Source organism: Shewanella sp. MM_2022_3 (assembly GCF_022557375.1).
Taxonomy (GTDB): Bacteria; Pseudomonadota; Gammaproteobacteria; order Enterobacterales; family Shewanellaceae; genus Shewanella; species Shewanella xiamenensis.
Map to the genome: position 1 here is coordinate 1 of NZ_JAKZGV010000035.1, position 20,388 is coordinate 20,388.

Below are 20,388 nucleotides of genomic sequence, written 5' to 3' on the forward strand. Positions count from 1 at the left end.
TTCAGATAGATAAATCATAGATTGCAATCTAAAAATAAAAGGCCAAGTGTGGAGAGCACTTGGCCTTTGACTGGAGATGAAATATTACACGCGATTAGAAACCTTCAACGCCCGCCATATCGGGAAGATGATGGGCAATACCTTTGTGGCAATCAATACAGGTCTTCTCACCACTGGCCAGCGATGTGGAGTGCATCTGCGCGGCGCGTGGTGACTGCCTAGTAAAGTCCATATAGGTAAAGTTATGGCAATTTCGACACTCGAGCGAGTCATTTGCCTTTAACCTTGCCCATTCATGTTCAGCCAGCTCGCGACGTTTACTCTCAAACTTTTCGCGGGTATTGATGGTACCAAACACTTTACCCCACACTTCTTTCGATGCCTGCATCTTACGGGCAATTTTATCGGTCCAGTTGTGTGGCACATGGCAGTCAGGGCAAGTTGCACGCACCCCACTACGGTTAGTGAAATGGATAGTCGACTGTAACTCTTGGTAGACGTTATTTTCCATTTCATGGCAACCAATACAAAAGGCTTCTCTGTTCGTGGCTTCAAGCGCAGTGTTAAAGCCCCCCCAAAAGATCACCCCTGCCACAAAGCCACCTAAGGTTAGAAACCCTAAACTGTAGTGCACACTCGGACGATTGAGCACTTGCCAGATCTTTTTAAGTTTATCTAACATGCTGACTCCTAGTGTTTTTTCTGCTCAGTGTTCGCTTTAATCAGATGATCCATATCCACAAAGTCGTTCTCGACCAGTAATTTGGCATCCAGTTGCGGCACATGGCACTGAGTACAGAAATAACGCCTTGGTGAAAGCTCAGCTAAAAAGTTGTTATCCCTATCCATATAGTGCGTCACGCTCACCATAGGCGCTTGGGAATCCCCTGTGCGGTGTCTGGCATGGCATGACATACACTTGTTGACCTTAAGATCGAGCTGATAGCCGTCGATCTTGTGCGGGATCACCGGTGGCTGCATTGGGTAGTTACGCACCTCTTTGATATCTTTATTCAGCACTGCCTGCATCGCGGGCGGTGTTGGCTCAACGTTAATCGGCGCCTGACGTAAGGTATCGATCTTATCCTCAGGAATACTGGCTGCAGTCACACTGGTCATCATCAGGGCTGAAAAGGCAAGCGCACTAAATGCTGAAGCTAATTTGAATGTTTTCATCCTGTACTCCTTATACCTTGACGATTTTCACGGCGCATTTCTTAAAGTCGGTTTGTTTCGACAGCGGATCTGTCGCATCCAAGGTGACTTTGTTAATGAGCTGACTGGCATCGAACCAAGGTACGAACACCAAACCCACCGGCGGCTTGTTGCGGCCACGGGTTTCGACACGGGTTTTGATTTCACCACGGCGAGACACGACTCGAACTTCATCACCACGGCGTAAACCACGTTTTTTGGCATCTTCTGGATGCATAAAACACACAGCATCGGGGAAGGCACGGTAAAGCTCAGGCACACGTTGGGTCATCGAGCCCGAATGCCAGTGTTCAAGTACACGACCCGTGGATAACCAAATATCGAACTCTTCATCAGGAGACTCTGCTGGTGGCTCATAGGGCAGCGCAAAAATCACCGCACGGCCATCAGGATGTCCATAAAACTCAAAGCCTTTACCCGGTTTAACATAGGGATCCGTTCCCTCACGGAAACGCCATTGGGTTTCTTTGCCATTAACAACTGGCCAGCGAAGGCCATGGGCTTCGTGATAAGCATCAAACGGGGCCAAATCGTGACCATGACCACGACCAAAGGTGGCATATTCTTCAAACAACCCTTTTTGAACATAGAAGCCGAAATGTTTCGCTTCATTGTTCAGATACTTAGGATCAGTATCTGCCAACGGGAACTTATCAACATTGCCGTTTTGGTAAAGCACTTCAAAGAGGGTTTTGCCTTTAAATTGCGGGTTTGCAGCTAAGACTTCCTTCGGCCAGACTTCGTCGGTGGTGAAGCGTTTAGAAAACTCCATCAACTGCCACAGATCTGAGTGTGATTCGCCCGGCGCCTGCACCATTTGATGCCAAAATTGAGTGCGACGCTCAGCATTACCATAAGCGCCCTCTTTCTCAACCCACATCGCGGTTGGCAGAATTAAGTCCGCAGCTTGAGTCGTTACTGTGGGATACGCATCGGATACCACAATAAAGTTGGCAGGATTGCGATAGCCAGGTAAGCCTTCCTCATTGATGTTAGGCCCTGCCTGCATATTGTTGTTCACTTGCACCCAATAGCAGTTCAAGTCGCCATCTTTTAAGCGGCGGTTTTGTTCTACGGCGTGATAACCAGGTTTTGGTGGAATAATACCGCTGGGGATCTTCCAAATTTCTTCGGCGTGTTTTCGATGCTCAGGGTTAGTTACCACCATATCCGCGGGTAAACGGTGGGAGAACGTCCCGACTTCACGAGCCGTACCGCAGGCAGAAGGCTGACCGGTTAACGAGAATGGGCTATTACCGGGAGTTGAAATCTTACCTGTTAGTAAGTGGATGTTATAAATCAGGTTGTTACACCACACACCACGGGTATGTTGGTTAAAGCCCATGGTCCAGAACGAGGTGACCTTGGTATCAGGATCGGCATAAAGCTTCGCCAATTCGATAAGTTTAGCTTCAGGTACGCCCGACATCTTGCTGACCTTCTCCACCGTATATTCGGCGACAAAGGCCTTAAAGGTATCGAAATCAATCGGAGTCGAATCCCCTGCCGTTTTCACGTTTTTGGCTTTCTGCTCCAGCGGATGGGTTGGACGTAAACCATAGCCGATATCCGTGGTACCTTGGCGGAAGTTAACGTGCTTCTTCACAAAGTCCCAGTTTACTTTATCGTTTTGAATGATGTAGTTGGCGATAAAGTTCAGGATGGCTAAGTCGGTTTGTGGCGTAAATACTATCGGTAAATCCGCCAAGTCGAAGGAGCGATGCTCAAACGTCGAGAGTACCGCAACCTTCACATGGGATGCGCTTAAACGGCGGTCAGTCACTCGAGTCCATAGGATCGGGTGCATTTCAGCCATGTTGGAGCCCCACAGCACAAAAGCATCGGCCGCTTCCATATCATCGTAACAGCCCATAGGCTCATCGATACCGAAGGTACGCATAAAGCCGACCACGGCTGACGCCATACAGTGACGCGCATTCGGATCAATGTTGTTAGAGCCAAAGCCCGCCTTCATCAGTTTAACCGCGGCATAGCCTTCCCAGACGGTCCACTGGCCCGAGCCAAACATTCCAACTGCGGTAGGGCCTTTGGCCTTGAGGGTTTCTTTCCATTTTTGCGCCATGATATCAAAAGCGCTGTCCCAGCTAATGGGAGTAAATTCACCGTGCTTGTCGTACTTGCCATCGGTCATTCTGAGCATTGGCGTGGTCAAACGATCGCTGCCATACATAATTTTCGACAGGAAGTAACCTTTAATACAGTTAAGGCCGCGGTTCACTTCGCTGTTTGCATCGCCGTGGGTCGCAACCACTTTGCCATCACGTGTCGCAACAATCACAGAGCAGCCCGTACCACAGAAACGGCAAGGCGCTTTGTTCCACTCTAATTTGGTTTGCTCTGAGCTAGTAATTAAATTGCTGGCTGATGCCGGCAGCGCTAAGCCTGCGGCGCCCGCTGCTGCAATCACCGCATTGGCTTTAATAAAGTCACGTCTATTCATGTTCATTCTTCACCCTCTTCGAGCTGTTCACTCTGGTGGTAAACCATAGTGGCGGACAAGACGCCAGGAATGGCATTAATCTGTTCGATACCGTCCATTAAGGCACGTTGGGAGTTACCTTCAAGTACAACGACGAGTTTTACTTCGTTATTGACAGAGAGTTCGGCATTCTCAATCGCCATAATGTGTTGCCTAACATCCGCCATCTTATTTGGCATGACTTGCACCACGAGACTTGTGATATGCAGCTCTTTGCTCATCCGACACTCCGCTTTAATTCTGTTGTTATTATTTTGTATTGACTCAACCAGCCCCAGGTGGGCCGGTGAAGATTTGGCTAAACCATATGGCAAATCCCAATCCACTCACCAAGAACACGGATAAGAGGGGGGCGAGAAATACGGTTAAAAAGATAAAAATTTTCAGTTCTAAGGATTTTTCTGCTGCGCTGTTAGCACTCATGCGTCCTCCAAGAGGTTCGTTCCTGTGATGGATTACTCTGATCACTACAGGATTTATAGGTATCTCTATTGCATCTTTGATCCACCAATTGATCATAGCGTTAAGGTGTTAACAAACTGTATACCTCAAAATCGGTAAACCCTTTGATGCTTGATCCAGATCATCAATTTGGCGATAGATTTAATTAGATCATGGTTTTTGAGCGTTTTTTCAGATTGTAAACAGGTTGATTAGTTATGTTTTTTTATTAACCAATTGCTAAAGCATGGAAAAGAGATAGGCGTTAGGCAACTAAACCGCACAAGATTTAAACAAAATATTCCTTAAGGAGTATTAGGGGATGGTAAAGGAAGGCACAAATTACCGATTATCCGCAGCGAAATTGGCTTAACATCTTCGTCAAATCGTTAACTCGCTCAAGATATAGCCAAAGTCCCTACCGTATTGGCTAACTGTTTATCAATTAAAAGCCATTAGGGGCCATTCATTCGCTACCTACTTTGCCCTTTGGGGTTAGCCTGTGATAGCCGATAGCAAACAATCACGCCTGCAACGACATGCTGATCGCGGCTAATTATAGTTAGGTGAAAATGAGCAATAAAAAAGCCGAACCCTAAGGTTCGGCTGTTAATGCTAAAGATGATGCATTATGCATAACTGACTGAATCTACAGTTTCAGTCAGTTATGTATCAACATCATTAACTCAGCAGGATATGATTTAATATACGTTTTTCTGAAATGGGATACGCTGTACCAAGCGCCTGGGCAAAGCAAGATACGCGGTACTCTTCAATCATCCAACGGGCTTCAATCAGTGCCGCAGGCACGGGCTGTGAGCGTGGCACCTTAGCAAGTTGAGCCGCTAAAGCCTCCTGCACTTTAGTGATACTCTGCATATGCAAGCGGTCACGTGTCGGGTCTACAGGTAATTTATCGATGCGGATTTCAATCGCCTTTAAGTAGCGCGCCACATCGGCTAAACGCTTCCAACCGCAAGCTTCAACAAACCCCTTAAAGACTAAGTGGTCTAATTGGCTTTGAATATCACTCATAGCAAAAGCGATATCTAAGCTGATTTTACCCTTAGTCCGCTTTTTAATGCCTTGGTAGAGCGTCAGAATTTGTTCCACCTTAAGTGCAATTTGCTCAGCGGTAGGATTCAATTCTTGGCGCACCCAATCCTTGGCCGCATCAAACTGCGTTGCATCGCGCACATCCAGCGCCTTTTCATCAAGCAATTGCTGTACCGCTGCGGCAATGATGTCATCAATCAGAATTTGCACTTGGCCAAATGGATTGAAATACATCGCCAATTTGGCCTTGTTGGGTAGTGCCTGTTGCAGGTGTTTTACAGGTGAAGGAATGTTGAGTAACAACAAGCGACGTAGACCTTGACGATGCGCCGCCTGCGCCTCAAATTCATCATCAAATAATTTGATGGCAACTGAATCTTTATTGTCAATCAATGCGGGGAATGCCCGCACTTGATAGTTACCCTTACGCTGCTCAAATTGCTTAGGTAAGTCGCCAAATGACCACTCAGTGAGTGCTTCCTTTTCAATCCCCTTATCCGCCACCTGACGAATCGCCTTCGCGACCACGCCCTGTAACTCGGCCTTTAAGGTATCAAGCACCCGCCCCTGTGCCACTAACTTGCCCTTGTCATCCTCAATCTTAAAGTTCATCAGCAAATGCACTGGCATCTGCGAAACATCAAAATCTTCAGGATTGACGCGCGTGCCACTCATACGCAGCAGCTGTTTGCACATGGCCTCGAGTAAACTGGCGCTAAAGGGCTGCATCGCCTGCACGCAGGCACGGGCATAATCGGGCGCAGGCACAAAGTTACGTCGCAGCCCCTTTGGCAGGGATTTAATTAGCGCGACGCATTTCTCCTCACGCATCCCCGCTACTAGCCAATCGAAATCCGTATCATCGATTTGATTAAGTAACGCCACAGGAATATGCACAGAGACGCCATCATCACTCGCAGCTGGGTCGAAGTGATAACTGAGTTGCAGGCGAATATTGCCCTTGTGCCAAGTATCGGGAAAATCGAGCGCCGATATGTGATCGGCACTGCGCTGCATCAATAGCGACTTATTAAAATCGAGTAAATCGGGCTGAGCTCGGCGCGCTTCTTTCCACCAGCTAAAGAACTTAGGCGCGTTATAGATGCCTTCGGGAATGCGCGGCTCGTAAAAGTCCATCAACACTTGTTCATCGACCAAAATATCGCGGCGGCGGGACTTGTGCTCGAGCGCTTCGACGTCTTCCAATAACTTTTGGTTAGCGATAAAGAAGGCTTCTTTGGTTTGTAATTGCCCTTCGGCGAGCGCGCTACGGATAAAGATTTCCCGCGCTTCAACAGGATTAATCGGCCCATATTGCACGCGGCGGCGATGCACCACGGTCAAGCCATAGAGCACTTGATTCTCAAAGGCGATCACACTGCCCTGTTTCGCCTCAAAATGTGGCTCTAGGTGATTCTTTTTAATCAGATGTGCTGCTAACGGCTCGAGCCACTCTGGCTCAATTTTGGCGCAGCAGCGGGCAAACAGCTTAGAGGTTTCCATCAGCTCCGCCGCCATAATCCATTTCGGGCCTTTCTTAGCCAACGGAGAGCCGGGGAACACAAAAAACTTACGATTGCGTGCGCCTAAGTATTCGTTGTTATTGTCCTTAAAGCCAATATGGCTGAGCAGACCCGATAACAGTGCACGGTGCAGCGCATCGTAGTTCGCAGGCGTGTCGTTTATGCGCCATTTTAAGTCGTGAACCGCTTGTTTTAGCTGAGTATATAAATCCTGCCATTCGCGCACACGCAGGTAGGCTAAATATTCATCACGACATTTTTTACGGAACTGACTGGCGGATAATTCCTTTTGTTGCTCTTTTAAGTGCTGCCATAAGTTTACCCAACTGACAAAATCAGACTGGGGATCGGCAAAGCGGCGATGGGCTTCATCGGACGCCTGCTTTTTATCCATGGGCCGCTCACGGGGATCTTGAATAGACAGCCCTGAGGCGATCACTAACACCTCATTTAAGCAACCAAGTTGGTGGCTTTCGACCACCATACGCGCTAAACGTGGATCGACGGGGATTTGCGATAACTGCCGCCCAAGCGGCGTTAACACAATATTGCCCTTCTGCTGCTTAACCGCCTGTAATTCCTCAAGCAGTAAGAAGCCATCACGAATATGGCGCGGATCGGGCGGCTCAATAAACGGGAAAGCAGCTATATCACCAAGCCCGATGGCGAGCATTTGCAAAATCACCGACGCCAAATTGGTTCGTAAGATTTCGGGATCGGTAAAGGCTGGGCGGTTATTAAAATCCGCCTCATCGTATAAACGAATACAAATCCCTGGGCCAACACGGCCGCAGCGGCCTTGACGCTGATTGGCACTCGCCTGTGAAATAGGCTCAATCGGCAAACGCTGCACCTTAGTGCGATAGCTATAACGGCTGATGCGCGCTGTTCCTGGGTCAATCACGTAACGAATACCCGGCACAGTCAGCGAGGTTTCCGCTACGTTAGTCGCAAGCACGATACGACGCCCTGTATGACTACTAAAGACCTTGGACTGCTCGCCGTAGGAGAGGCGCGCGTAGAGCGGCAAAATCTCAGTATCGCGGTAATTACGCCGATTAAGCTGCTCAGCAGTATCGCGAATTTCACGCTCACCGTTCATAAAGATCAAAATATCGCCTAAGCCTTCGGCAACCAGCTCATCAACGGCGGCAAAAATCCCTTCAATTTGGTCGAGATCGGCCTCAGTATCTTGTAACAATGGGCGATAACGGGTTTCGACCGGATAGGTACGCCCTGACACCTCAATAATCGGCGCATTATTGAAATGCTTAGAGAAACGCTCAACATCAATGGTCGCCGAGGTGATGATGATCTTAAGATCGGGGCGTTTTTTAAGAATTTGCTTAAGGTAACCCAAGATAAAATCGATGTTGAGGCTACGTTCATGCGCCTCGTCGATAATGATAGTATCGTATTGATCTAAATAACGATCTGAAGTCAGCTCCGCCAGTAAAATCCCGTCGGTCATCAGTTTGATATAGGATTCACTCTTAAGCGCATCGGCAAAACGCACCTTAAAGCCCACGACTTCGCCGAGCGGGCTTTGTAATTCTTCAGCCACCCTTGACGCAACACTGCGCGCAGCTAACCTCCGCGGCTGGGTATGACCAATAAAACCACGGCTGCCTAAGCCCAGTTCTAAACAGATTTTAGGCAACTGAGTGGTTTTACCCGAGCCGGTTTCACCCGCAATGATCACCACTTGGTTTTCACTGATGGCTTTGGCGATGTCTTCGCGCATGCCACTGACGGGCAGATTGTCAGGATAATTGATCTTAGGGCGAGCCTTCAGGCGCTGCTCTACTTTCCCGAACGCTGCTTGCGCCTGCTCAGCAAGTTTGGCTAATTCTTGTGTTTTTTTGTCAGAATCGGCTTCTTTATGGAGCTTAAATAAACGGCGGCGGATCCGCGAGGCATCACTTTGAAAGCATTGCTGGAGAAAAGCGCTCGATAGCGGATGTTTGTCAGAGTTCAAAACCAAATTCCATTGCTAGCATCGAAAAAGGCGATCCTAGCAAGGAACCTGGTTTATTGGTATGGCTAATTGTTCAAAACACACCGTAAACCGCGGGAAATTAGCCACCCAAATAACGGCTTAAGCGGGTGCAAGATAACATTGCTGCATGTACACATTCATCGCCTTCAACACATTGGTGCGATTGATTGTGCCGATGACTTTGCCATTATCCACCACCGGATAGGTCTTTGGTTTAGCGCCCAGCATCTGCTCCGCGAGTTGTAAAATACTCTCATCAGGACCGACATACAGGACTTCAGTGCGCATACAATCCTTCACCACTGAGGTTAAGTCACAGTGATAGCTGCTCTTTAACATGACAGCTAAGCAGTCTTGCTGGGATAAAAAACCCACTAAATTACCACTGTCATCCACGACAGCTGCACCCATCTTGTTATTATCTAACAATTTATCAACCGCAGTAGCCAGTGACATATTTGCACTGAGCAACACAGGCTGACGGTCCATATGGTCGCGTATTTTGATTGAATCCATAGCAATCTCCCCAAACTTACCTGTAACAAACTCACTTACCTGAGCTTTGAGTCTAGTCAAAATCTCGCAAGAGTTAAGCAATTAATATCGATTGAGCTTATCTGACGACTAGGGCATGTTGACGTTTTAAGGTTATAGCGGTAAGAACTGTTTGAGATAGATTTAGTATCCCGAAATAAGCTTAGTTAACGCTTAATGAAATTAATCCAATGATTTTACGTTCTATTGCATAGGTAAGCAGGGGTTGATACTTTGACTCATCGAGGTTCTAAGGTACCTACTCCGCCTTAATCATTAATCTGTGTCATTCGTTTTTCCTGCTAATTGATCTAACAAGCTATCGATACTCTGTTCGAGCAAATCGAGGACTAATTCAAATCCTTGAGTACCGCCATAATAGGGATCGGGGACCTCATCAATTTCACTATTTCCGTAAGACAACATTAGCTGAAGTTTGTATTGATACTCAAGCGGACAACGACTACGTAAATCCACTAAATTACCATTATCGGCTGCTAAAATAAGATCAAAATACTCAAAATCGGCATCAACAATTTGTCTTGCGCGCATACCATCGAAACTTAACCCGCGTTTTATACCCGCAGCTATGGCGCGACTGTCAGGTTTATCTCCTTGGTGATAACCAATGGTGCCAGCAGAATCAACTTCAATATTGAGGCGACGTTCACGAATTTTTGCACGGCAAACGACCTCAGCCGTGGGCGAACGACAAATATTCCCCATACAGACCATTAAAATTCGTCTTATATTTTTTGCTTTTAACGCTTTATCTTCTAACAACTTAGCATCCTCTGGCAGTGCTATTTAGGGGGTGATGCGATTTGCCCAAAGGCGGGAGAAATACATTTTTTCACTTCAAAATGATAACCGTATTTCTCGTTAGCAGACTCGGTGATTTCCAGTATTTCGTAATCGTTTAACTCAACCACCACAGAATTGGCTAATTTTTCACAACGACTACGGCCATCGGCCTCAAACTTATAGGCAAATAACGCGATTAATTCTCGGATCCCCTTGTAGTATGTGTGCCCAAAAGTTCTTAAGGATTCGATAGTGCCATCAGCAGATTGCATGGTGAGATCATTAGCCGCTTTCTCTGCTTCAGTCTGGGCTTTTTCGGTTATTTTGACTTCAACAACAGTGTTTGCAAGACTCACTTTTTCATTTTTTTGTATTTTGTTCGCAACGTTCTCCAATAAAGTTTCACCATCGGAGATGGCAACAAGATTCATTAATAACACCACAGATAACACCATACGTAAAAATGCCGTTGTTACCACAAAGCGTTTTTTATTGTCCTGTTGGTTGGTCTCTAACCCTAAAATCCGTAAACCGATATGGAACAATAAATAACAAGGGATCACAATTTGCAGAAGCAGTAACGCGAGAATAGAAATACACACGAACCAAATGGGTAAATACAGCAAAATGGCAAAGTTGTGGGTGTAAGACAAATGTGAAGCTGAAACACCTGTGATTTCATTAACCACACTACCACTGGCGGCCAAGGCAAAGTTGGCAATAACGGCATAAAAGAGTAGGAAAATGGCTTTTCCAGCCAATGAATGCCACGCTATTGCAAATTTTGGCCAAAATTCAATGATTAATGCAACCGCAGTGATAATAGCGGCTAGCCAAATGTCTGACTGAAATAGCAATAAAGCAATTAATGCTAATAGATAACAGCGCTGGGCAATGGTTAAACTTTGCAAAAAAGCTTTAGCGGTGACAATGGGCTGCTTAGTCCATTTGGGGACCGTTAAGATTTTAGCCAAGCGTTGCTTCAAAGAATGTTCACTAAATTGAATATCAACCAAAACCTACTCCTTGGTGTTATTGCCTATTAATAATCAGTATGATACCCGGCAAAACCCTTATTGATAGCGTTCGATTTTTATCAATATCCAACAATTTCGCAACTTATTCTTTAACTTCTTTATCCTCAGGCACAATGTCTGTCCTGATCCGTAAATAACTAGCAAATCGCGGCAAGCCATTCACCGTTAATCCTAGATACTTGTAAGTGATAAGTGTACCGATAGCTGGGGGATGCTGACGCTCTGCAAGGTTAAAACCTGTGCCAATACTAAAAATTCGCCCCTCTGGTGTTTGCACTCTTAAGGCACCCATTTTCCCAGCAAATTGCCCTTTGCCAGCAACATAACCAATCACCGTCGCTTCAGCATCTAAATAGGGCTTTAACTTCATTACATTAGGATTACGTCCCGGCGTATATACCGCAGTGCGTCGATGTAACATTAATCCTTCAGCGCCAAGGGCAACTAAGGTATTTAAAGTGTCATAGAGGGCCTCGACACTATCGACACTAAATTGCTCAATAACTTGAAGATAAGCCGATTTTCCCTCGATAAGAGTTTGCATTTGTAGATAACGGTCTTCAAAGCTCCCCTTGGTTGTCGGTAAATCAAATACCATAAAGCGTACCTTTTGCCAGTCCGTATCCTTTGCCGATGTTTGACGTATTAATCCTGAAATCGCCTCAAACTGCCCTCGCCCGAGCCATAACTCACCTTCCATTGCGATAGTGGGAAACTCGGCGGTAAACCAACTTGGGGCCAGAATGGGATTCCCCTGACGAGTAAACAAACGTTGCCCATCCCAGTAACCACGCACACCATCAAGTTTTTCACTGACCAGAAACGCGCTGATTTGAGTATGATCGTCGAGTGCATATTCGGTTGCTAATTGAATATTCGGTGCAGGACTTGCATAGCTAACCGCAATAAATAAGCTGCAAAGACCAATGAGAAGCCCAAAGCACTTGGCAAGTGCATTTCTTAAAAAAAGTACGCGAATTGTCAGAGTCATTCCTTTGTCTCTCTGTAAGTCATCCCACTGCAAGCTTAGTATTTAGCCTTGACTGCCGCTAATCCGGCCGCAATATGATCCCCCTATCAGAGCGAGCAATTTGTATAGTTAACTATTTATACACATAAATTATCGGGCTATACTGCGGCCTCTTTTTTAAGCTAGTTCAAAAGCCGGCAGACAAGTCGTATTCGGTTTGAACGAAAATGCTCACGAACAACCGCCCAAGTCGATGGAATAATTATGAAACCAGCAAATAACCACGGTATAAAACGCATCTTTAGAGCGACGGGATTTTCAATGAAGGGCTTAAAAGCGGCGTGGGTCCATGAAGCTGCGTTTAGACAAGAATTGATGCTTGCGGTGGTGATGCTCCCCATCGCCCTATTGGTCGATATCAGCACCATGGAACGCTTAATGCTGATCTTAACGCTGTTTATCGTGTTAATTGTAGAGCTATTAAATTCTGCTATTGAAGCAGTTGTTGACCGTGTTGGAAGTGAGATCCATCCCCTGAGTGGTCAAGCAAAGGATATCGCCTCTGCTGCGGTGTTCATGAGTTTAGCGCTCTGCGGGATCACTTGGCTCGTGGTGTTATTACCGCGCTTGATATAATCCTTTGTGCGCATTAACACTGATTTAGGTCATTAAATTCGCTGATAAAAAAAGCCTTTAGGAATTATCCCAAAGGCGTTTTTTTATCCAACTCAACAAATTTAGTTATCTTCAATTACGAGCTTATCCGCTAAAAAACTTATCGCCTGCTTAATTTGCTCTAGTCTGTCATTTTCAGCCCAATAGGCGACATACACACTGCGTGAAATCGCACTCGCCCCCGCGACCAAATTCAGTTCGCCTCTTTGAAGCAAAGGCTGCACCAAATGCTCGGGTAAAAATGCGCAGCCGCCGTTATTTAAGATAAAATCTAAGGCGATTCGAGCCGAACTGGTATGTAAAGTTGGCACAGGTAAAGCCGCATATTCCTGCGCATGAATAATATTAAAGGCCGTCCCCCAATCGACTTTGACATATTGTCCAGCTTGCACCTCATTAACGGCCACATCCCGGGATTTAGATACCAGCAGCAAATTGATTTGGCCTAATTGGATTAATTCAAATTGGTCAAGTTTGGGTGGATCAAAAGAAATCGCTAAATCAAGGGTGCGGTCCATCAATTGCCGTGTCATTACGGTGAGTGGCAAAACCTCGGTCCGCAATGCAACCCCAGGAAGTCCCACATGCAGATGCTGTAAATACCGCTGTAAATAGGCATCCCAAATATTGGGACCCGCACCAATCGCTAATTGAGTCGATTGTAACTGACTAAGCGAAACATCCTGCTTGGCGCGCTCCCATGCTGTCAATACCGCTTCCGCATGGCCCAACATCCGTTCCCCAGCAGGGGTCGGCTGAATATTATTTCGTTGGCGCTCAAACAAGGCAACACCAAGAATGCTCTCAAGCTGTTTAACTCTAAAACTTACCGCACTACGGGTAAGGTAGAGGTTTTCCGCCGCCTTACCAAAATGGCGGGTACGAGAGACTTCCAGAAAGGTCTTTAGTAAATCGGTATCCATAAAAATTCTTGACCAACATAGGCAAATTTTTTTGATTTATAAATCAATAATACTAGCCAATACTCCACTTGCAAATCTTTGTATACCAAAATCTAGAAGGTAACAGCCATGTCTGAACAGTCTTTTTCAAACGCTAACAGGGGTTCTGAGACGCTGAACGGCTCAGCTGCCAGTTTTGTATCTCACAAACGCTTTTACGACGATACTAATTTCCCCAAAGGTTTTAAGCGCAGTGGCGACTTCACTAGTAAAGAAGCCGAACTGCTCGAATTACATGGTCATGCCATGAAAAACCTTGCTGAAGGCAAAACACTCCCAGTGACCGCCGACGAAGCACAATTTGTCGAAGTCATCAAAGGAAACATCGCTCCGAGTAGCTTGTTAGAGCAGATCTGGTTAAAGTACCGCAAACTCGCCCGGGGTAAGCCCTTTTATGCAGTGGTTGGTACGGTTCATTTACCAGCAACCAAACCTGAGGTTGAGCCAGAAGCGGCATTCGATGTAGATGTGGATGTTGAAATTGAAGATGATGTTCAGGATGAAGCTGAACCCGAGGACAAAGCATGAAAATGAAGGTTTGCGATTAAATGCGTGGTTGGATTTTATATAAAGAAACCGCGACTCAGCTAAAACCTGAATGGTATGAAATCGAACGTCTGTTGGCGGCAGCTAAGGCCGACAATATTGAATTAGCCGTTTATGCGCCGGATGAGTTTGATCTCACCGTGACGAGAGAAGATAACAAAAGTATTTTGTTAAATGGACAACCCGTTGAATTGCCGGATTTTATCATTCCGCGCATGGGTTCTGGCACCACCTACTTTGCGTTGGCAATCATTCGCCATTTAGAACGCTTAGGGGTCTATTGTTTAAATCCTTCAAAAGCCATTGAGATTGTTAAAGATAAGCTCTTCTCCCAGCAATTGTTGGCCGAGAAGAATTTACCGACACCAAAAACCATGTTGGTCAAATTCCCGGTTGATATTGATCTGGTTGAGCGACATTTAGGTTTTCCCGTAGTGATTAAAACGCTCTCAGGCTCTCAAGGCAGTGGTGTATTCTTATCACACAAAGCCCGTGAGTTTGATGACTTAATGCAACTAATCGAAGCGACTAATAAAAACGCCAACATTATTTTGCAAGAGTTCATTGCCAATAGTCATGGCCGCGACTTGCGAGTCTTTACTATTGGCGGACGCGTTGCAGGCTGCTACGAGCGACGTGGGCAAGAAGATAGCTTTAAAGCTAATGTCAGTGCGGGTGGCTCGGCGAGGCCCTTTGAAATCACCCCTGAAATCGAATGGCTCGCGACGCAAACCGCCAATATTCTCGATTTAGATGTGGCAGGTATCGATTTATTGTTCGATAACGGCCATTACAAAATCTGCGAAGCCAACTCATCACCTGGGTTTGAAGGATTAGAATCGTGCTTAAATGTGGATATTGCTGCGCAAATTTTGCACTTTATCCGCATCCGTTTAGGCATGTTTAACAAGGACGAGAAAAGCAGCGAGCCAACATCGGCCGCTAACACGCATAACAATTGATGCGGTCTCGTTAAGCTCTTATCGGCGGCTCAGTCTCTACTGGGCCGTTTTTTTAGGCTTTACGACATATTCCCGTCACTAGGGCGTGTTGACGTTTCAGGGTTATTTTTGCAGTAATGTGGCTGGCTTTTATGCAAGGCAAAGTCCGTACAGTGTAGTTATTCTACATAAATGGACGATAACGCAGCAGAAACCTCAACACGCCCTAATCACCAAGATGTAAATTACTGTGATCCCTCCCTCAAGCCTGCGATACCAAAGCGATTAACCATACAACTTTTGTTTTAAATCACGAAAATCCACACTTTTCAAAACATTTTATTCACATTTAAAGATTTACTGATACACTCCAAATGGTCATAACTTATGGCACTTAAGTCTGATGTTATCGCTGGATATAATAAGAAGAATACTGGAGTAGCGTTGATTTCCACTCGTCTAACCCCCTTAGTGATCGCCCTTCTCACTTGCACTCCTGTGCTGGCGGGCGAATTCAGCTTGGAGCTAGGGGGATTTTATTCGCAGTCAGATACCAATATGGAAGTGACTAACCCGAATACCGCGAGTAACTTCACCTTAAACTATGAGTCCGATCTGCAACTGGCCGAAAACGAATTTTTGCCCTTTGTTGAGCTAAATTATCACTTCAACGAACGCCATCATCTTTACCTCGACTGGAAACAACTACACCGCACAGCCGAAACCCAAGCCCTTTCCAAACCATTCCAAATTGAAATTAACGATACAATTTACGATATTAAAGCAGGCGGAAAACTCAGCTCCACCTTAAATATCGATATTCTACGTGTTGGTTACGGTTTTGATGCAATTCAAGGCAGTAACTATGATGTTGGTTTGTCTCTTGGTTTACACACAATGTTTATCAAGACAGGATTTGAAGGCATTATCGGCGTCTGTAAAGCCTCTGAGTTACTGAATAATGTCTGTGCGAGCCAGGCAATACCGCAAATTGTCGATGAGAATATCACTGCACCACTGCCGGACTTTGGCGTCTATGCTAATTACGAATTTATTTCTGGATGGGATTTAACCACTCACGCCCAGTATTTCTATATCAACCTCAATGATGTCAAAGGCGAGTTGGTTGATATTAAATTAGGCATAGATGCGCAAATTACTCCCAATTGGCGTATGAGTGTTGCCTATAACTATTACAAAGTTGACGTCGATATCGCACAAAAGTCCCCAAATAAAGAGACTCAAATTGCCGATTACAATATTTACTACAGTTTTATCGGCCCCATGCTTTCTGTTAGCTACACCTTCTAGTTAACCTGAACTCGGGATAACCAGTGTCGAAAAAATCTAAATTTAACAAACTAAATCAATGCTATAAATGATTCTTTTGAAAAGAAAAATCTTTTTTCTAACGGAATGCGCAGATTTTTGCGCATATCAAGGCGCTCAGTCTTATGCCATAGCGCGCTATGGTGAGACAGAGCAATGCAGAGAGGCGCCCGAAAAGATGCCTATTCAGCGGCTCTGCTTATCCCGAGCTCAGGTTAATTAATTGAATAAACATAAAAAAGGACGCAGCAGCGTCCTTTTTACCTTAATCGGAATTACTTTTTACGGCCATCCTGCTCACGCTTAGTCTTAAAATCCGATGCTTCTAACCAATGCGGCCAATCTTTACCATTGGCTAAGGTGGTTAACATACTCGCCATCAGATCTAAATCCTGCTTCACCCCTTCGAGGGTCCAGTTAGGATCATAATCATCGGCTCCTTTATGGTATTTATGGGCAATGTAGTCAGGATCCGTATCCCCAAGGCTCATAAATAACAAGCCGGGCACGCCTTGCTGGGCCAGAGCGAAGTGGTCCGATCTAAACATCAAACCATTTTGTGGTCTTGGATCGCCCTTCACCATCCGCCCCTGCGCCTTAGCGGCCTTATCCAAATAGGTTTCTAGCTCAGACACGCCCTCACCATAGCGCAGAATATAATCTACCCCTTGGTTCATATTCATGCCGTCAATATTTAAAAAAGCGACAATGTTTTTGGTCGGTACAGTGGGATGCTGAGCAAAATGCTGAGCACCGATCAGCCCTGTTTCTTCGGCGGTAAAGGCACTAAACAGAATCGAGCGCTCAAGCGGCGCCGTTTTTGCTTGTTTGGCAAAGTAACGCGCAAGCGCTAACACACCTGCCACACCACTGGCATTATCGACCGCGCCATTAATGATTTCCGGTTTATCGTCTTCTATCACTGTACCTAAATGATCCCAATGGGCATGCATCATCACCACCTCATCAGGGCGGCTTTTTCCAGGTAATAGTGCCGCCACATTGTGGGATTCGGCGCGTTCAATCGTATTATTTAAACTAACATTCGCCTTTAGCTTTAAGGGAATGGCCTTAAAGTTTGGCTTAGCGGCTTGTTGTTTTAAGGTATCAAAGTCCATACCAGCCTTAGCAAAAATCTTTTGGGCGACATCATGTTGCACCCAACCCATCACACCAACCTGCCCTTGATTATTGTTGGCATCGATGAGGGTAAACTTGGTACCTGTGTTAGAGTTTTGCACGACACCCCAGCCATAGGCTGCGGGTTCAGTTTCATGCACAATAAAAACAGCTTCAGCGCCTTGACGCGCGGCCTCTTCGTATTTGTAGGTCCAGCGGCCATAGTAGGTCATGGCATTGCCTTTAAAGACCTTGGGATCTTGAGTTGCAAAACCAGGGTCATTGACCAGCACTATCACGGTTTTACCTTTTACATCGAGTCCCTGATAGTCATTCCAACCATATTCAGGCGCATTAATCCCATAACCGACAAACACCACATCGCTATTACTAAGGTTGACTTTATCGCTAATTCTCTGGGTTCTGGCGGTAAACTCGCTGCCATTGGCAAACTTAAGCCCTCCCATATCAAGCTGCATATTTTGATCGGCGGTAATTTTCGCCAGTGGCACAGCCTGCAAGTAACTATCGCCAAATCCAGGCTTAAGCCCCATTTCTTTGAAGGCTTTCTCAAGATATTGAATGGTGAGTTGCTCGCCTTCGGATAAGGGCGCTCGGCCGCCAAAGGCGTCACTGGCTAAGGTTTTTACATCTGTACGATATTGGTTCAAATCCATGCTGTCACTCAACGACTGGGCGGCAACAGCGGGCAAGGACAGTAAGGCGCTTAAGGCACTCGTAAGGATGAAATTTTTCAAGAGTTTCTCCCAAGTTATTATCATTATTTAGTTTTAGCGATAAACTCTAACATATCCCCTTTGCCTTTTGGCAGGTTTATTCAACCCGCTTTTGGCTTGAGTTGTAACGGGATTTGACGAGCAAAATACTTACCCCTATGTGGTGCACATAGTTTATCGATTTATATTTATTGGGATTAATCCATGTCACGAGATTTATTACAAACCGCAGCCTTAAATCTTAAAAAAGCGGTTCCCTTAATGCTCAAGCATCAAATCCCCACGACTCCCATTAATTACGCTCTTTGGTATACCTACGTAGGTGAACAAAATCCGGCATTAAATGCACAGCTCGATACGGTTATCGCCCATTACAATACCTGCCCTCCCGTGAGTAGTGAGCTGTTATATCGTCAATATGTGGCAGACCCCATAGAACTGAATGTGCGAGATATGCGGCTAAACCTTGAGGCCATGGCCACTGAGTTATCGCAGTCGATTAAGGATACCAATCTGGATGCGACTGAGTTTCAAACCTGTATCCATAATAACTTTGCCAAACTGAATGGTATCGAAGAAGGTACGCTCAGTGTTGATCAAGTGCTCGATTTAGTACGTAATTTGGTCAAAGAATCCGACAATATTCGCTCGAGCACCGAGTTTTTTACCGCTCAATTGCAAAAAGCTCAGACAGAGATTGATGCACTGAAGCAAAAGCTTGAGAAAACAGAAAAAGATATGCTTTATGACGCGCTGACAGGCTGTTTAAACCGCCGCGCCTTTGATGCCGATATCGCCGGAATGCTAGCGCAAGCAGGGGAAGGAACCTGCCTAATCTTAGTTGATATCGATCATTTTAAAGCGTTCAATGACAACTATGGCCACCAGTTAGGCGATCAAGTATTAAAAGCGGTCGCGAAACGCTTACAGGAAGCCTGTCGAGATGGCTGTAAGTTGTACCGCTTTGGCGGTGAAGAATTTGCCATTTTAGTACCCAAGAGCCAGTTGAGAATTTCGCGACAACTGGCCGAAGCGATGCGCCGCGGGCTTGAAAAACTAAGCCTTAAAGATAGGCGCAAAGACCAGCGAGTCGATAATATTACTGCATCATTTGGCGTTGCCCAATGGCAAGAAAAGCAATCTGTTGAACAGCTGATTGAAAAAACAGATAAATTGCTTTACGAAGCCAAACGTCTAGGCCGTAATCGAGTCATGCCGATAAACAGCTAATGCCACGCTCATTCTATGGTAGCGATAACTCATCAAACAATATGCAGGCCGAGTGACTACTCAGCCTGCTTTAGCGATTATTAAGCTACCTTTTGCGGAATTTCGACCATATCTTTACTTTGATCAAATAGTTGCGGAGCATTCGTCGGTGAGGTAATCGGCACCGCTTGCACTACAAACCGCAATTCAGCCCCGCCTTGCAGCGCATCGAAGGGATAACAAGTGATGAGCGTTAAACGATTATCGTCAGTTGCCGCCATTAACTCAGTTTGCGATTCGTGTACTACTTCGGTCGCCACTACTTGATAAACAATTTCCTTGCCCGTCGCGGTTTGCAGCGCCAGACGGCGTCCAACACTAATGCCATTTAACATCGCAAAATGCGTATCCCTGTGCCCAGCAATCACAGTGTTACCTTGCGCGCCAGCGGGTGCACTCGATAGTACTAAGGCTGGCCCGAAGGCCAAATTACGGCCAGATGCGCCCGCCAACACATATAAGCTGTCATTGGATGCAGGACCATCGAAGTGATTCGGTCTTTTAGCCTGCTCGATGGAGAGCTTAGCCACGGGATAGGTATCGGCCCAGGACCAAGGTTTATGGGATTGACCATCGATTAAGGTTTTAGCCCAGGCTTGTTCAATCAAATATTGGGCAAAGTGTGCTTTCGCTTGCATATAGAATCCTTTTCCAAACAACGTGATGCCAAGTAATACCAATCCCACCAGCAACCCTATTTGTATCTGTTGAGTCATGCGCATACTCATGGA

General features: G+C 45.9%; 18 protein-coding genes. 5 read left to right on the forward strand and 13 right to left on the reverse strand.

Annotated features, from left to right (window positions below; translation table 11 throughout):
- Positions 1 to 94: 94 nt before the first annotated feature.
- The 10 genes from MMG82_RS15495 to MMG82_RS15540 form a co-directional block, all read right to left on the reverse strand.
- A complete protein-coding gene (locus MMG82_RS15495) occupies positions 95 to 682 on the reverse strand; it encodes a cytochrome c3 family protein (RefSeq protein WP_037418266.1) in 588 nt (195 codons plus the stop codon).
- An 8-nt stretch (positions 683 to 690) separates the two neighbouring features.
- Positions 691 to 1,176, reverse strand: a complete 486-nt coding sequence (locus tag MMG82_RS15500; protein ID WP_240292029.1) for a nitrate reductase cytochrome c-type subunit — start codon at positions 1,174 to 1,176, stop codon at positions 691 to 693.
- Positions 1,177 to 1,186: 10 nt separating this feature from the next.
- Positions 1,187 to 3,676 (reverse strand): nitrate reductase catalytic subunit NapA, encoded by a 2,490-nt coding sequence (gene napA / locus MMG82_RS15505; RefSeq protein ID WP_140907067.1) that lies wholly within the window; start codon positions 3,674 to 3,676, stop codon positions 1,187 to 1,189.
- A 2-nt stretch (positions 3,677 to 3,678) separates the two neighbouring features.
- Positions 3,679 to 3,936, reverse strand: coding sequence for a chaperone NapD (locus tag MMG82_RS15510; protein WP_047537299.1), 258 nt, complete (start codon positions 3,934 to 3,936; stop codon positions 3,679 to 3,681).
- Between the two features lie 43 nt (positions 3,937 to 3,979).
- On the reverse strand, positions 3,980 to 4,138 hold the full coding sequence (locus tag MMG82_RS15515; protein WP_241407065.1) for a periplasmic nitrate reductase, NapE protein: 159 nt from the start codon (positions 4,136 to 4,138) through the stop codon (positions 3,980 to 3,982).
- 699 nt (positions 4,139 to 4,837) lie between these two features.
- Positions 4,838 to 8,719, reverse strand: coding sequence for an ATP-dependent RNA helicase HrpA (hrpA, locus tag MMG82_RS15520; protein WP_241407066.1), 3,882 nt, complete (start codon positions 8,717 to 8,719; stop codon positions 4,838 to 4,840).
- Between the two features lie 114 nt (positions 8,720 to 8,833).
- Complete coding sequence (locus tag MMG82_RS15525) at positions 8,834 to 9,250, reverse strand: CBS domain-containing protein (RefSeq protein ID WP_172590838.1); 417 nt, start codon at positions 9,248 to 9,250, stop codon at positions 8,834 to 8,836.
- Between the two features lie 294 nt (positions 9,251 to 9,544).
- Positions 9,545 to 10,003: a low molecular weight protein-tyrosine-phosphatase gene (locus MMG82_RS15530; RefSeq protein ID WP_277622235.1), complete on the reverse strand. Its 459-nt coding sequence runs from the start codon at positions 10,001 to 10,003 to the stop codon at positions 9,545 to 9,547.
- A 68-nt stretch (positions 10,004 to 10,071) separates the two neighbouring features.
- A complete protein-coding gene (locus MMG82_RS15535; protein WP_047533424.1) occupies positions 10,072 to 11,088 on the reverse strand; it encodes a hypothetical protein in 1,017 nt (338 codons plus the stop codon).
- Positions 11,089 to 11,191: 103 nt separating this feature from the next.
- The gene (locus MMG82_RS15540) at positions 11,192 to 12,100 is read right to left on the reverse strand and encodes a DNA ligase (RefSeq protein ID WP_172590839.1); all 909 of its coding nucleotides are present in this window, start codon (positions 12,098 to 12,100) and stop codon (positions 11,192 to 11,194) included.
- Between the two features lie 243 nt (positions 12,101 to 12,343).
- Here MMG82_RS15540 and MMG82_RS15545 point away from each other — a divergent pair, with 243 nt between their 5' ends.
- On the forward strand, positions 12,344 to 12,715 hold the full coding sequence (locus MMG82_RS15545; RefSeq protein ID WP_037430715.1) for a diacylglycerol kinase: 372 nt from the start codon (positions 12,344 to 12,346) through the stop codon (positions 12,713 to 12,715).
- Between the two features lie 101 nt (positions 12,716 to 12,816).
- Here the strand turns inward: MMG82_RS15545 and hdfR are convergent, their stop codons facing one another.
- The gene (gene hdfR / locus MMG82_RS15550; protein WP_037430718.1) at positions 12,817 to 13,677 is read right to left on the reverse strand and encodes an HTH-type transcriptional regulator HdfR; all 861 of its coding nucleotides are present in this window, start codon (positions 13,675 to 13,677) and stop codon (positions 12,817 to 12,819) included.
- 108 nt (positions 13,678 to 13,785) lie between these two features.
- Between hdfR and MMG82_RS15555 the strand changes: the two genes are divergently transcribed.
- The 3 genes from MMG82_RS15555 to MMG82_RS15565 all read left to right on the forward strand — a co-directional run bounded on the left by MMG82_RS15555 (position 13,786) and on the right by MMG82_RS15565 (position 16,514).
- Positions 13,786 to 14,244, forward strand: a complete 459-nt coding sequence (locus MMG82_RS15555) for a DUF413 domain-containing protein (RefSeq protein WP_037430721.1) — start codon at positions 13,786 to 13,788, stop codon at positions 14,242 to 14,244.
- A 20-nt stretch (positions 14,245 to 14,264) separates the two neighbouring features.
- Positions 14,265 to 15,224, forward strand: a complete 960-nt coding sequence (locus MMG82_RS15560) for a RimK family alpha-L-glutamate ligase (RefSeq protein ID WP_037418145.1) — start codon at positions 14,265 to 14,267, stop codon at positions 15,222 to 15,224.
- A 426-nt stretch (positions 15,225 to 15,650) separates the two neighbouring features.
- A complete protein-coding gene (locus tag MMG82_RS15565) occupies positions 15,651 to 16,514 on the forward strand; it encodes a hypothetical protein (protein ID WP_037418173.1) in 864 nt (287 codons plus the stop codon).
- Between the two features lie 293 nt (positions 16,515 to 16,807).
- On the opposite strand, the gene MMG82_RS15570 is transcribed toward MMG82_RS15565, so the two are convergent.
- On the reverse strand, positions 16,808 to 18,433 hold the full coding sequence (locus MMG82_RS15570) for a M28 family metallopeptidase (protein WP_241407067.1): 1,626 nt from the start codon (positions 18,431 to 18,433) through the stop codon (positions 16,808 to 16,810).
- A 159-nt stretch (positions 18,434 to 18,592) separates the two neighbouring features.
- On the opposite strand from MMG82_RS15570, the gene MMG82_RS15575 reads away from it, so the two are divergent.
- Positions 18,593 to 19,618, forward strand: a complete 1,026-nt coding sequence (locus tag MMG82_RS15575; RefSeq protein ID WP_241407068.1) for a GGDEF domain-containing protein — start codon at positions 18,593 to 18,595, stop codon at positions 19,616 to 19,618.
- Positions 19,619 to 19,698: 80 nt separating this feature from the next.
- Here the strand turns inward: MMG82_RS15575 and MMG82_RS15580 are convergent, their stop codons facing one another.
- Positions 19,699 to 20,385 carry a class GN sortase gene (locus MMG82_RS15580; protein ID WP_241407069.1) on the reverse strand — a complete coding sequence of 229 codons (687 nt, stop codon included), beginning with the start codon at positions 20,383 to 20,385 and terminating at the stop codon, positions 19,699 to 19,701.
- Between the last annotated feature and the right edge of the window lie 3 nt (positions 20,386 to 20,388).